Source organism: Desulfovibrio sp. (assembly GCF_014803725.1).
Lineage (GTDB): Bacteria > Desulfobacterota > Desulfovibrionia > Desulfovibrionales > Desulfovibrionaceae > Desulfovibrio.
On sequence record NZ_JAAVBE010000023.1, the window covers coordinates 118,469 to 133,537 of the forward strand.

Below are 15,069 nucleotides of genomic sequence, written 5' to 3' on the forward strand. Positions count from 1 at the left end.
GCGCGGCAAAAAGCGCCGCGGCCGCCGGAAAATCCTTTCTCCCATATCCCCTAATGCCCGGTCAGGCAAGCCCGCCGCAAGGGCCGCTGCGCCCTGACGGCGCCGAAAATTCTGTTTGACAGCGGCCTTTTGGCTTCATAGATTTTCATGCGCGGGGACAGGCAGGGGCCGGCCCCGCGGGCGCCCCTGCTTGGGCGGCCCGTACCGATTTCTTCCGTTGCTCCGCCGCCTGTCCACCGCGTGTCCGCCGCATATCCGGGAGGTCGCATGCGCCGTCTGCTCGCCCTGATCCTGCCCATCCCCCTGCTTCTGTCCGGCCTCGCCGGCTGCGCCAGCCGCTACGGCGAACAGAAGACCACCGTCAACTACTATCCCGGCTGTTACCGCCCCATTCAGGATCTGCGCGAACGCGAGCACGACGTTGCCAAGGGCGCCGGGGGCGGCGCTGCCCTGGGCGCGCTGGGCGGGGCCCTGCTCGGGCTATTGCTGAGCGGCGGCAAGTGGGAGGGGGCCGCCGTGGGCGCGGCTTCCGGCGCGGCCGCGGGCGGCATCATGGGCGCGAGCCACGCCCAGGCCCAGCACCAGCGCGACGACAATATGCGCATGGCCGCCTATCTCCAGAACATCGATGGCGATATTTCCGACCTCGACATCACGAGCGCCGCGGCCCGTACCTCGCTCCAGTGCTATGACCAGCAATTCGCCCTACTCCTCAAGGACATCAAGGCCAAGGCCATCGACCGCGAAACTGCGGCCAGGCGCTTCGCCGAGATCTCCTCGGGCCGCGAGGAGGCCATCGCCCTCCTCGGCGATGCCGTGACCCATGCCCGCAATCTCGACCAGCAGTACGAACAGGCCTTTGCCAATGAAGAACGCGCGGTCACGCAAAGCCCCGTGCGCCAGAAACAGAAGACCCAGGCCATCAGGGCCGCGCGCCAGAAAAAGCAGGCCCTGACGCAAAAGACCGCGGCCCTCGACCGGGAAAAGAGCGAAGCCGCCGAGGTCACGAGCCGCCAGACCCAGGAAATCAATGAAGCCCTTGCCGACATCCGGGCCTGAGAGCCGGAGCATGCGCCATGAGTGACGATTCCCCCCAGAAAGCGCGGCCCTGGCTGCCGCTGCTCGTGAGCCTCCTCCTGCTGGCCGCCCTTATTTGGGCCTGCCAGCGCGTGTGGGCCGAACATACTGCCCGGCTCGAGGCCGATGCGGCCCTGCGCGCGCGCCTCGCGACCCTCACGGAAGAGCGGGACGCGCTCTCGGCCCTGCTGGCGCTTGAGCCATGCGCGGCCAAGGCCAAGCTCCATCCGGCCGCACCGGCCGGAGCAGCCCCGGCAACGCCGCAGGACCCGCAAACTTCCGGCGCGGCCGGTGAAACTCCGGCGCCCGTCAGCCATCCCTCAACTCCGCCCGCTGCGGCCCCGGTGGCCGCCACGCCGTCGGCGGTGGAAGACGCCTGCGTCTTCCTCGTCAGCGTGGACGGGCAGGGCCACGGCGCCACGGGCTCGGGCTTCTTTGTGGCCCCGGGGCGCGTGGCCACCAACCGGCATGTGGTGGAAAACGCGCAAGGCGGCCTGCTCGTGACCAGCAAGGCCCTGGGGCGCCCCGTGCCCGGACGCGTGCTCGCCGCAAGCGGCAAGGCCCAGGGCGATTACGCCCTCGTCGCCGTGGAGCCGCCCGCGGGCGCGCACCCGGCGGTGCTGGTGTTCGCCGACGGCGCGCGCCGCACCGACAAGGTGGGCGCCTGGGGCTTCCCGGACATCGTGGGCAAGAACGACCCGGCCTATCGGAGCCTGCTCACCGGCAAGGACCTCACGGCCATGCCCGAGCTTTCCTACACCGAAGGCGTGGTCAGCGCCGTGCTCGACCGCAAGCCGCCGCTCGTGGTGCATACCGCGCCCATTTCCCCGGGCAACAGCGGTGGCCCGCTCGTCAACGAGCGCGGCGAAGTGGTGGGCATCAATACCATGATTTCCCTTGACGAAGGCAGCTACCGCCAGGCTTCCATCGCCCTCACCGCCGCGGACCTCATGCGCTTTCTCGCGGCGCAGGGCATCGAGGTTAAGAAGGCGACGGCCGCCACGGAGGCCCCATGAGCGGCACCCGTATCGCCTCCACGCCCCGCGCGGACATGCACGCCCTGGCCTTCCAGGGCATCGCCGCCAGCGCGAGCTTCCCGCAGATCCGCGACATGCTGCTGCGCAAGTTCGGCGACGCCTATGTGCTGCTTTTCGCCCGCCCGGTGGAGAATGCGGCCGACGGCACCATCGACTGGTATTCGCCCGTGCAGGGCGAAGCGCAGCCCCTGTCAAAGCTCCCGCCCGACAAGCAGGACGCCGCGCGCGCGCAACTGGCGCACATGGGCGCCGAGATCTCGCGCTACGCCGAGGAACTCATCCATTCGCAGGACCCGCTCAAGGTGACGCGCGGCAATATCCTCAAGCTCGCGCTCTGCTATCCCGACGATTCCGCACTCTATGCTGTGGGCGACCAGCCCGTGTTCACCTGCTGGGGCTTCGGGCCGGGCACGCCCGGCGTGGAGCCGGCCAATCTGAGCCGCCTCGCCGTGCCCAGGGCCGCGGCCGNGNNCGCNCCNGAAACGCCNGCNGCGCCGCCACCCGTTACGCCGCCCCCCGCAGCTCCGGCCCCGCAAAAACGCGGCGGCTGCCTGTGGTGGCTTTTNCCNCTGGCGCTCCTCTGCGGCCTCTGCTTCGTGCTCTTCACGAGCTTTGCNGGNCTGCCCGCGCCNTCGGGCACGGCCTTCCTGCACCTTGACGGGCCNGACTTTCTCCGGGCGCCCGCGAGNCCGCAGAAAGAGNTCGANGAGCGCACGGCCGAGATCGACAGCCTGCGCCAGCGCGTCACGGAACACGCGGCCCTCTGCCGCCCNGTGGAGCCNGCCGCCCCNGCGNCGGAAGCGGAAAACCAGCTCGTCATCCCCGAAAACGCCAGCGACCCGGCNTTCCTCGCCGGCAGCTGGCGCTGCGACACGGGGCTCGCCAACAAGCGCACCGGCGAGGGCGTGGTGTTNGAATTCGCCTTTGACGNAANCGGCAAGGGCNAGGGCATCATCCACGAGCAGCACGACCGCTGCNCCGGCGAGGCCANNGCGCAGTTCCGCGANGGGGTGCTCCANATCGANCTCGGCNCGCAGCAGTGCCAAAATTCGGCCAACAGCTACGCNCCCGTGAGCATNGACTGCCGNGCCACNGCCGGCGGCCAGAGCCAGTGCGTGGGCACCAATGACGACGGCACCCGCTGGGACGCCGATTTCCGCCGGGTGCGCTAGGCGCCCGCATATCCAGGGCGCCCCGCCGCCCGCCGGAGCAAGCATGCGTATCGTCCTTTGCCTTGCGGTGTTTCTTGCCTTNTGCANGNTGGGGCCGCAAACGNNCCTCGCCGCCGACACCCTGACCAATATCCGGCCGGCGCCCGCCCCNGTCACGCCCCGCGCCCTTGTGCCNGGCACGGTNGTNAGGCTGCCCGACGGCCGGCAGACCCGCATCNTCGANGTNCTNCCGGNNAGCATCCGCACCGAGCTCGGCGTGACNCTCACGCGCGAGGGCACNGTNCAGGGCGCGGCGGAACNNGTGCCCGTGACCGTGGTGGANGAGGCCGTCACNCCGGGGGCGCCNGAAGCCGCNNCGGTNAGCCCGGAAAATNCGGNCATCGTGCCCGANNCCNCGGCCCCGNAGACNCCGCAGACGCCCCCGTCTCCCGTGANGCCGGAGCAGCAAAAAGCCGGGGCCGCGCCCGAAACGCCGCAAATCGCCCTGCCCGGGACGCAGACNCCNGACACGCAGNCNGNGCCNGTCACGCCNGTCACGCCCACGCCCGTNNCNCCGGAAGCCGCCCCGCACCAGTTGACCATCGTCGAGCTTTTGCCCATGACGCCGGCGCCGGAACAGNCNAAAAAGGAAGACGTGAAGGAACAGCCCGCNCCCAAGCCCGAGGAAAAGNANGCCCCNGNCAAGGAAGAGAAGGCCGAGAAGCCCAAGGCCGNNAAGCCGAAGCAGGAAAAGCCCAAAGAGCAGCCCAAGCCCAAGGAAAGCAAGAAAAAGCCGGCCATCGGCGAGGAGCTGCGCATCCCGCCCGAAGCCGCGGCCACCGGCAATCTCGACTTTCTCGANGGNTGCTGGCAGGGCACGCGGCCGGAATACTATTCCAAGCGCATCATCAAGGAATGCTTCTGCTTCGGCGCCAATGGCGGCGCGGGCAAGCGCCGCGTCATCGACTCCATCGGCGGGCGCATGTGCATCGGCTCGTCCAAGGCCANGCTCTCNAAAGAGGGCGTGCTCTCGGTCACGTCCTCNGGCGCGGCCTGCACCGACGGCGAGCGCTGGGGCCAGGCCGAGATGGTCTGCAAGGGCACGGGCCAGCGCGCGCCCTGCACCTGGGTCTTCAAGGACGCCCAGGGCGGCCGCCAATCCTATGAGATCCCCTTTGTCCGCGTGGAAAGCTGCGGGAGGTAGCCGATGTTCCCCTTGCCCCAGTATCGGAATCCCGTGAGCCTCATCCCCGGCGGCTGCCCGCAGNTNCTNGACTTCGCGGCGCCCCTTTCCGAGCTCGACAGCGTGCGCTACAGCTTCGAGGAGCTCACCGAGGCCNNCCCCGNNGGCGAGAGCCGCGTNCACCTGCATGCCTTCCGCAANGACGCCGAGGGCGANTACGTGGACGAGCTCGACCCNGNCCGCACCGTGGGCGCCTACGGCTANGAGCTCACGGCCAAAAAGGCCATCCAGCCCTGGCTCGGNCGGTGGATACCCGTGCCCTTTTTGCGCACNCGCGAGCAGACNTGGCCGGACAGCGGCGAGTGCCGCTTCGANTACGGCCCCACCAACTGGGCGCGCGCCCGCCTCTCCCTCGCCCCGGACGCGCCGGACACNCTGCGCGTGGTGCTGGCCTTTGACATGGGCGTGGAGGANAANACCGGCGANGTNTATGCCGCGCTCAGCCCGGACGATGTGGACGCCAACGCNCATTTCCGNCTCGCCTGGCGCTTCCGCGACAATGCGTGGTTCATGGANCTNGCCTGGGTGGAGGANTGGCTGCGCGAGCTCTGGCAGGCCTGGCGCAAGCGCGAGGGGCGCCCGNCNGNGGANGNGGAGCAGCAGTTCGCGCACCTCGCCTCGTACCTGACCACNCTGGAGGCGCTGGAGCGCGCCANCCGCGCGACAGAGGTCTATGTCATCCGGCCGGACGCCAAGAACTGCGTNGACGTNGACCTCGTGCTNGACATCGGCAANTCGCGCACCACGGGCATCCTNGTGGAAACGCACACCCAGAGCGCCACCAACCTNAACGACAGCTACCTGCTCCAGCTCNGGGACATGGACGAGCCGGACAGGATCTCCACCGAGCCNTTCGANACGCGCGTGGAATTNTCCGAGATCAGCTTCGGCAACGACGCCCTCAGCCTGCGCTCGGGNCGGCGCACCCCGGCCTTCGCNTGGCCCTCGCCCGTGCGCATCGGGCCCGAGGCCGCGCGCCTNGCCACGCTGTCGCGCTGCGAGCANGGNTCCACGGGCATGTCGAGCCCCAAGCGCTATCTCTGGGACGANCGCAACTGGAAGCGCACCTGGCGCTTCAACACCAAGAGNGAAAAGGCGCCCTATGTGACGCGCGGGCCGCTNGCNCAGCGCATCAATTCCAGCGGCACGCCGCTCTGCTGCATGGACGACCCGCTCTTCACGCGCAACCGCGCCTTCCGCGAGCAGGAGCGCGAAAGCGCTTTCGAGTCGCTTTTCACCCGCTCCTCGCTGATGATGTTCCTGCTCGTGGAGATCATCCAGCAGGCGCTTCTGACCATCAATTCGCCCGGGCAGCGCTGCCGCCGCGAGGCCTCGGCCGAGCCAAGGCGCCTTCGGCAGGTCATCTTCACCGTGCCCGGCGGCATGCCCATCGCGGAGCAGAAGATCTACAAGCGCTGGGCCAAGTGGGCGGTGCATGTGCTCTGGGAGGCGCTCGGCTGGGGCCAGTACTATGTGGAGAACCCGGCGCGCCGGCGCCGCGGCGAGGCCGCGGACTACCGCACCAACCCGGTCATCCGCTGCGACTGGGACGAGGCCACCTGCACCCAGCTCGTCTTCATCTATAACGAGATCACCCGCAAGTTCCAGGGCGACGCCCTGCTCTTTTGCGAGATCATGGGCCGGCCCCGGCCCTTCCCCGGCCGCCAGGGCGAGGCCCCGAGCGTGCGCGTGGCCACCATCGACATCGGCGGCGGCACCACCGACCTCTCCATCACCACTTTCGAGCTCGCGAGCGACGAGGGCGCCACGCCGCGCATGGCCCCGCACCCCGAGTTCCACGACGGCTTCAACCTCGCCGGCGACGACATCCTGCGCGCCGTGGTGGCCGAGCATGTGCTCGAGGCCATCGGGGCCGCCATGGCCGAGGCCGGGGTGAAGAACACCCGCGCCGCCCTGGCCGCGCTCTTCGGGCGCGACACCATGGACAGCAGCAAGGATCTCCTCAACCAGCGCATCCAGTTCATCCGGCAGGTGGCCGTGCCGGCGGCCCTGCGCGTGCTCGCCCTCTACGAGCAGGCCGACATGCGCGGCGCGGGCTCGGGCACGGTGTTCCGCCTGGGGGACTGCTTCGTGAAGCCCGCGGAAGAGCCCGACGGGAAAAAGGCCGGCCGCCCAGGCAAAGACCCGGCGGAGCAGGAGGCCGCGCCCGTGTTCGCGGACGGCCTCGCGCCCATGCCGAGCGCCGCGGCCCTTGACTACCTCACGGACTATGTGCGCGAGCACGGCGGCAGCGCTGACTTCGACCCGCTCGCCATCCCCATCCGCGTGGAGCCGCGCCGCGTGGACGACACGGTGCGCACGGCCTTGAAGGAAGTGCTCGCCAATCTCTGCGAGGTCATCCACCTCTACGACTGCGACGTGCTCCTGCTCACGGGGCGCCCGAGCCGCTGGCCCGGCATCGCCGAGACCATCTGCTCCATGCTGCCCGTGCCGCCGAGCCGCATCTTCCCCATGGGCGACTACCGCGTGGGCGGCTGGTATCCCTTCTCGGACGCGCTCGGCAACATGACCGACCCCAAGACCACCGTGGTGGTGGGCGCCATCCTCTGCGCGCTCGCCGAGGGCCAGCTCGAGGGCTTCTCCTTTGACCCGCACGGGCTCACCCTCTCCTCCACGGCCCGCTATATCGGCGAGATGGAGCTCAACGGCCAGATCCGCAAAAGCAAGGTCTGGTTCACCGTGGACCCGGAGCGGCGCACCGTGGAGCCGCCCGTGGCCGAGATCAGGTTCAGCGGGCCCATGGCCGTGGGCTTCCGCCAGCTGGACGCCGAACGCTGGACCACCACCCGCTATTACTTCCTCGAATTCGTCAATGACGACGCCCGCCGCGAAAACGCGCACCTTTTGCCCTTCACCGTGAAGCTGCGCCTCGTACTGCCCGGGGAGGACGGCGCCGGCGCGGACGCGGGCGCCGGCGAGGGCGAGTTCGTCATCGAGGAGATCCGCGACCGCAACGGCGACACCGTGCCCAACAAGGTGCTGGACATGCGTCTCCAGACGCTCCCCCGCGACGAGGGCTTCTGGATGGACACCGGCATCGTCTACGGCGACTGAGGCACGGGTTTTCCCGGGCTTGCCGCATAAAGGAGCATTTGCATGGAACTTGCGACATATTGCGCCGACCTCGCCCAGGCCTGCACGGACGCCGGCGCCTGGGTCTCGCGCAACGGCGAGCTCGTGCGCGGCGAGCAGGAGGGCCTGCTCAAGGAACTGCGCCGCGCCGCCCGCGTCTTCCGCCGCTGCTCGCGCGCGGCCGGGCGCAAGATGTGCGCCGGCGTTTTCGGGCCGAGCCAGGCGGGCAAGTCCTACCTCATCTCGGCCTTGGCGCGCGACGCCGGGCACTCGCTCCTGGCTGTGTTCGGGAACCAGACAAAGGACTTCATCAGCGAGATCAACCCCGAGGGCGGCAAGGAATCCACGGGCCTTGTCACGCGCTTCACCATGACGCAGCCGAAAGACCTGCCCCCGGACCATCCCGTGCAGATCCGCCTCTTGTCTGAAACCGATCTCGTCAAGATCATCGCCAACACCTATTATGCGGACTGCGAGCACAAGGAGGCCCCGCAAAGCGACATCGAGGCCACGCTCAAGGCGCTCAAACAGCGGGCGCAAAGCCTGCCCGCGGGCAGCGGCTCGCCCTCGGCCGACCTCGACGCGCTGGAAGACCTGCGCGAATACCTCGTCAAGGACTTTCGCGCCAAGGCCCGCGTGCAGGAGCTGGAGCGCTCCTTCTGGGACCAGGCGCTCGCGCTCGGCCCCGTGCTCGACCTCGAGGGCCGTGTGCGGCTCTATTCCCTCATCTGGGACGAAGTGGCGCCCTTCACGGACCTCTTGCGCCAGCTCCTCAAGGCGCTGGACTCCCTGGGCTATGCGGAGCGCGCGTATCTCCCGCTTGACGCCCTCATCCCGCGCGACACGAGCATCATCGACGTAGCCACGCTGGCCGGGCTGGACGACCCCGAGCGCGCCAGGGCCGAGGGCTCGCTCGACGTGCTCACGCCCGCGGGCGTGCACGCGAGCCTCCCCCGCGCGGTGGTGACGGCGCTCACCGCCGAGCTCACCATCGTCATGCGCGAGAAGCCGGCGCCCTATTTCGACCATACCGACCTGCTCGACTTCCCGGGCTACCGCTCGCGCTACAAGCTCGACGACGTGCGCCGCGAGCTCGGCAAGGAGGGCATGCTCAAGGAGCTTTTCCTGCGCGGCAAAGTGGCCTATCTCTTCCAGCGCTACTGCGCCGAGCGCGAGCTCACGAGCATGCTGCTCTGCATCGGCCCGAGCAACCAGGAAGTCCAGGACCTCCCCGGCGTCATCGACGAATGGGTGCGCACCACGCACGGCGAGCGCCCCGAAGACCGCGCCGGCCGGCCGCCCTCGCTTTTCTTCATCCTCACCAAGTTCGACATGGAATTTGAGGACAAGAAGGGCGCGCCCTCGCTGGAAAGCCGCTGGGACAACCGGCTCCACGCCTCGCTGCTGGACTTTTTCGGCAAGCAGCACGACTGGCCGGCCCACTGGACGCCCGAGCGCGGCTTCGACAACATCTTCCTCTTGCGCAATCCCAATTTCCGCTTTGACGCGGTGATGGAATACGACGGCGACCAGGAAAAGGGCATCCGCCCGGAGCGGCAGGACTATGTGGCGCGCCTCCAGTCGGCCTTTTTGCAAAGCCCGCTCGTGGCCGCGCACTTCCGCGAGCCGGCCCGCGCCTGGGACGAGGCCATGAAGCTCAATGACGGCGGCATCACCTATATCCGCGAAAGCCTGAGCCCGCTCTGCAGCCCGGACATCAAGCGCGACCAGCTCCTCCAGAACGTGCAGGCCACGCGCGAGGCCGTGGAGCGCCGGCTGGCGGCCTTCTACCGCACCGACGACCGCGAGGAGATCCGCAAGCAGAAGCTCCAGCTCATCCACAACCTCTTCAACCGCCTGGGCCAGCTGGAGACCCAGCAGGGCCGCATGGGCCAGCTTTTGCACAGCCTGACCATCAGCGACGCCGACATCGCCGACATGCACCCCGAGGCCACGCGCCGCTTCCTCGAGCTCGCCGACGCCGAGCCCGCGGACGCGGCCCCGGCCGAGGCCGGGCCCCTGCCGGAACTGGACATGGACACGGTGAACGTGGCCTCCTGGAACCCGTTTGCCGGCACGCCCGAAAGCGCCCCGCTAGCTTCCGAGGCCCCGGCCAAATCGGCCGCCGCGGCCGCGCCCGCAGACGAAGCCGCCTTTTTCGCCGCCTATGTGGAAAGCCGCTGGATCGAGCGGCTGCACCAGTTGGCGGACGACGCGGCGAGCCAGAAATACTTTCTTCTCCCCGGCAAGGAGTTTTCCGACCTCGTGAACGAGCTGTCCACCGGCGCGGCGCGCCTCGCCCTGCGCGACGCCATGGCCGAAGCCTTCCGCCGGGCCTCGGCCTACGCCAACACCAGCCGGGAGAGCATCGCCCGCAAGGAGGCCGGCATCGCCGCGGGCATCCTGAACAGCTATGTGGACTGGCTCGGCCTCGACCCGCGCACCCATGACGAAAAGGCGCGCACCGTCGCGCTGCCCGGCTCCGCGAGCGCGGTGGTCTTTCCGCCGCAGCCCGCCGTGGAGGGCACGCCGCAGCTCGGGGAGGCGCGCTCCGCCTGGTCGCGGCGCTGGCTCGGGGACTGGCTCAATGCGCTCGCCGCGCTCATCATGGGCAATGTGGACTTTGACGGCGAGCAGACCCTGAATGTGGAAGAAAACATGGCCCTCGGCGCCATCCTGCGCCGCCTCGGCGACGAAGCGGCAAAAGCGACGGCGGCCGCCACCGCCTGACATCCTCCAACCCGGGCGCCCGGCGCCCTGACGACACCATGAAGATCAGCTACAGCGACGACACAGCGAGGGGCGCCGGACACGGCGTCCTCACCTGCCGCGAGGCGGACTTTCCCCAAGGGCCGTATTCCATGGCCGTGCTCCGCGCTTCCGACCAGGCCTCCCTTGCGGGCGCCGGCGGCGGCGCCGTGTGGGTGGGCGAAACGCGCTTCATCCCGGTGAAGACCGAGGCCACGCCCGAGGGCGGCCTCACCGTGCTGCTCGGGCCCGAGGTGGTCAACGCCCTCGACCCGCTGGAACAATATCTCGTCACGCTCAAGCCCGAGCAGGGCGACCCGCTCAAGGCGCGCCTCCAGGTGCAGGGCATCACCTACAGCCCGGACGGCGCACTGGACAATACCGGCATGCGGCCCACGGAAGCGGCGAAGCCCGCGGCCAAGGCGTCGGAACCGCCCGTGCCGCCGGCGCCCCCCGCGCCTGAGCCGGAGCCTGCCCCGGTTCTCCCCCCGGTGGCTGAAACCCCCGCCCAAGAGGCGCTGACGCTCGCGCCGGAAGCGCCGGCCAAGCCCCGGCGCGTGAATCCCGTGCTCCTCGTGGCGCTTGTGGCCGCGCTCCTTGCGGGCGCCCTGGCGACCTGGAAATTCTTTGACAGCAAGGCGCAGGAGGAGGAAGCCGCCCTCGCCGGCAAGCCCGCGCCCGAGGCCGTGGCGCCGTCCACGGCGCTTCCGCCCACGCAAAAGACCGCCGAGGAGCAGGTGCGCGCCTTTTTCAGCGGGCCGGACATCACGGCCGCGGCGGCCCTGAAGCTCGCCGCGGAGCTTCCCAAGGCCACCCCGGCCGAGCAGGACGCCGTCTACCGGCTCTATTATTTCGCGGCGGAAAACGAGGCCCCCGGCGCCTTCATGCCCTATGCGGCCTGCCTTGACCCGGCCGAACCGCAGTGGGGCAGCATCGAAAAGGACGCGGCCGCAGCCTATGCCGCCTATGCCAAGGCCGCGGCCAGCGACCCCAAGGTCGCCAAGGAGGCGCTCAACGCGCAAACGCGCCTGCGCGCCTGGCTCGACCGCGAGGCTGGCGCCGGCAACGCCCAGGCCCGCGCGTGGCTCCAGGAACTGCCCTAGCCCCCGACCAACGGCACGCGGCGCCTGGCCGCGTGGAGGCATCACATGATGAAATCTTCCCGCTTCCGCACCCTCCTCTTCCCGCTGCTGCTCGCGGCGGCGTTCAGCCTCACGGCCGCGCCCTGCGGCGCCGCGCAGCCCCTGCTGCAAGAGGGCAAGAAAAGCGTGTTCCAGCGCGTGGTCACGCATCCCGGCGCCAAGCTCTACGCCGGGCCCGAGGCCGGCGCGGCCACGTTGCGCGAGAGCATCCCCACCTTTACGGCCCTCTATATCTATGACCGCCAGGGCGACCGCCTCCAGGTGGGCGCGGGCAGCGACAAGGCCGACGGCTGGATCGACAAGACCCTCGTCACCGAATGGCCGCAGGCCATCACCATGGTGCTCACCGACAGGACGGGGCGCGAGCCGGTGCTCTTTTTCCGCAACCATGACGGCCTGGAACAGGCCTGCCGCGCCGACGACCTCAAGGGCCTGCTCGCCGGCTACCGCCAGGAGCTCGCCTCCGGCAAGGAGCTCCCCGCCGATTACCCGGTCATCGCCACCGAGCCCGCGGCCTCGGCCGTGGCCGAAAAGAACTTCTACCTCCTGCCCGTGCTCTCCATCGACGACCAGTTCTACGGCCAGCACGGGCCAAGGCTCATCGAGGTGGCCTCCATCGACCCGGGCATCGGCCAGTCGGGCGCGGCTGAAGCCGGCACAGGCGGGGGCGCCAAGAGCCCGGCCGCGGCGGACTTCCGCACGGGCTTCGCCTTTGTCATCGATACCACCATTTCCATGAAGCCCTATATCGACGAGACCCTGCGCCTCGTGCAGGGCCTGTATGACGAGCTGGAGAAAAGCCCCTATGCGGACAAGATGGCCTTCGCCGTGGTGGCCTTCCGCAGCAGCACCAAGCGCACGCCGGGCCTGGGCTACACCGCGAAGATCATTTGCGATTTCACCTCGGTCAAGGACCGCAAGCGCCTGGAAGAAGCGCTCAAACAGGTGGACGAGGCCACGGTGTCGAGCCACGGCATCAACGAGGACGCCTTCGCCGGCGTCAAGGCCGCGGTGGACGGCCTCTCCTGGCAGGACTACGGCAGCCGCGTCATGCTCATGATAACGGACGCGGGCCCGCTCGGCGCCGGCGACCCGGACTCGTCCACCGGCTTCTCGCCCGAGGCGCTGGCCGACTATCTCAAGACCAACCGCATCTACCTGACCGCGCTGCACGTCAAGAACCCGCGCACCGCCCAGAACCAGCCCTATGCGGCCGAGGCCTACCGCACGCTCACCCGCCAGAGCGACAACCAGGCGAGCTACATCCCCATCGACGCGGCCACGCCGGCCAAGGGCGCCAAGGCCTTCGAGAGCGCGGCCCGCGTGCTCGCCCAGTCGTATGGCAAGGTGCTCGCGGCCACGGCCGAGGGCAAGCTGCTCGCGCCCTCGCGCATCAGCGCGCCCAAGGCGAAGCTCAGCCCCGAGGAGGAGGCGCGGCGCATCGCCGAAAGCACGGGCTATGCCATGCAGCTCCAGTTTTTCGGCAACCGCAAGGGGACGACGGCACCGCAGGTGGTGGACGCCTGGATCGCCGACGCGGACCTCGCCAGGCTCGCCGCCAACCCGGGCGACGCGCCGATGCTCGCCGTGGAGCCGGCCGTGCTGCTCACCAAGGGGCAGCTCAGCAACCTCTACAAGCAGCTCAAGCTCCTGCTCGCCGGCAGCGAACAGGCCTTTCTCAACGGCGATGCCGACCTCTTCGGGCAGATCCTTTCCGCAGCCGCGCAGATGAGCCGCGACCCCAACCAGTTTTCGCTCCACCCGGACAGGAACCTCGCGGAAAACGGGCTTCTGGACGAAGTGCTCGCCGATTTGCCCTACAAGAGCGTCATCGGCTCCATGACGCGGAAAGACTGGGAGGATATGTCCACCGGCCAGCGCGACGCCTTCGTGCGCCGCATCAAGGGCCTGCTCGCCCGCTACGAGGCCTATGACAAGGACGCCTCGCACTGGGAGAGCTTCGGCGCCACGAACCCCAATGACCGGGTGTATCGCGTGCCGCTTTCCATGCTGCCCTGAGAGATGGCGTGGGGCGCGGGCGCCCTGTTTTTGGCCGGGAGAAGCGCCGCGCCGGGGTGAGCAAAAAGGCCCCCGCGGGTAACGCCCCCGGAGCGGGGCGCCTGCCCCGACGACCAAGGAGGGAAGATGGCAATTTCACGGAGAAATTTCATAAAAAGCGGCCTCATCACGGCCGGCATCCTCTCGGCGGGAGAAATGGCCGTGGATGAAGCCCTTGCCGGCGAAGCCTCCCTCTTCCCGCAGCACGAGGCCATGGGCGTCGGCCAGGGCATCCACCCGGGCCGGGTGGTCTGGATGCACGACCCCAGGGCCGTGCACTGGAGCGGCATGGACTTTTGGTGGAAGCCGGAAAATTTCGATCAGGGCCGCATCCTCGAGATGACGCGCAACGGCATCATGCGCCTCACCGGGGAGGACAGCCCCCAAAAGGCGTGGGACGCGCTTTTTGCGTGGCGCAACGCCAAAAACGGCAAGGAGGGCGGCTACAGGCCGGGAGAGAAGATCGCCATCAAGGTCAACATGAACGGCGCCGGCGAAAACAATGACGACCCCCACGGCCAGTTCGGGGTCAGCTACGGCAACCCGCTGCTGTTGCAGACCCTGCTGCGGTCACTGGTTCGCGACGGCGGGGTGAGGCCGGAGGACATCGTCGTGTATGACACCTGCAGGATCTTCCCCGACCATATGCGGGCCATGTGCACCGAGGGCGACCTCAAGGGCGTGCAGTTCAGCTACCGCGACCTGGGCGGCCCCAACGATTCCGCGCCCGACAAAAAGGCCCGCATCCAGTGGGCCGGCACCGTCAGCGGCGAGCCGACGTATTTTCCCACCTGCCTGACCGGGGCGGACTACCTCATCAACCTCGGCAACCTCAAGGGCCATTCCTGGGGTCTCACGCTGGGCGGCAAAAACCATTTCGGCAGCTTCATCAATGACGACCGCAGGACGACCCCGGCGGCCGCGGGGCTGCATCCCAATATCATCAACGGCAGGATGGGCGGCTATTCCGTCCTTGCCGACCTCATGGCCCGCAAGGAGATTGGCGGCAAGACCATGCTCGTGATGCTCGACGGCCTCATCACCGCCCCCAGCGAAACAGTGACCATCACGCCGGAAAATTCCGCCTGGAGCATGGCCCCCTTCAACGGCCACCAGGCCTCGAGCCTCTTTTTCTCGCAGGACCCGGTGGCCATCGACTCCGTGGGCGCGGACTTCCTCGTGAGCGAGCCGAACATGCGCAGCCATAACAGCAACATGCGCGGCAAGCCGCAAATGGAAAATTATCTGCACGAGGCCGCCCTGCTGGCGCACCCGCCTTCAAAGACCAACTATACCGACGGCGCGGGCGAAAATCCGGGGAGCCTCGGCGTCCATGAGCATTGGAACAACCCGGAGGAAAAGCTCTATGGCCGGAACCGCGGCCGCAAGGAAGGGATTGAGCTCATAAAGAATTAGCTGCGGCCGCGGGGCTTGCCTGTCGCCCCGCCCGTGGACCATGCGGGGCCTTTGCCAAAAATACAGCCGCGTTTCCCTCAGGGGAGGCGCGGCTTCATTTTTAC

Annotated in this window: 6 protein-coding genes and 1 pseudogene; all 7 read left to right on the forward strand. The window is 68.8% G+C overall.

What is annotated here, in order from left to right:
* The first annotated feature begins 267 nt into the window (after nt 1-267).
* A complete protein-coding gene (locus tag HDR50_RS08925; RefSeq protein ID WP_291357778.1) occupies nt 268-1,059 on the forward strand; it encodes a hypothetical protein in 792 nt (263 codons plus the stop codon).
* Nucleotides 1,060-1,076: 17 nt separating this feature from the next.
* Nucleotides 1,077-2,093, forward strand: a complete 1,017-nt coding sequence (locus HDR50_RS08930) for a serine protease (protein WP_291357779.1) — start codon at nt 1,077-1,079, stop codon at nt 2,091-2,093.
* A 2,379-nt stretch (nt 2,094-4,472) separates the two neighbouring features.
* Nucleotides 4,473-7,583 (forward strand): annotated as a pseudogene (locus HDR50_RS08935) (virulence factor SrfB).
* A gap of 42 nt (nt 7,584-7,625) precedes the next feature.
* Nucleotides 7,626-10,331 carry a virulence factor SrfC family protein gene (locus HDR50_RS08940; protein ID WP_291357780.1) on the forward strand — a complete coding sequence of 902 codons (2,706 nt, stop codon included), beginning with the start codon at nt 7,626-7,628 and terminating at the stop codon, nt 10,329-10,331.
* 38 nt (nt 10,332-10,369) lie between these two features.
* Nucleotides 10,370-11,452, forward strand: a complete 1,083-nt coding sequence (locus tag HDR50_RS08945; RefSeq protein ID WP_291357781.1) for a hypothetical protein — start codon at nt 10,370-10,372, stop codon at nt 11,450-11,452.
* A 45-nt stretch (nt 11,453-11,497) separates the two neighbouring features.
* On the forward strand, nt 11,498-13,510 hold the full coding sequence (locus HDR50_RS08950; protein ID WP_291357782.1) for a vWA domain-containing protein: 2,013 nt from the start codon (nt 11,498-11,500) through the stop codon (nt 13,508-13,510).
* Between the two features lie 126 nt (nt 13,511-13,636).
* Nucleotides 13,637-14,965 (forward strand): DUF362 domain-containing protein, encoded by a 1,329-nt coding sequence (locus tag HDR50_RS08955; protein WP_291357783.1) that lies wholly within the window; start codon nt 13,637-13,639, stop codon nt 14,963-14,965.
* Nucleotides 14,966-15,069 lie beyond the last annotated feature (104 nt).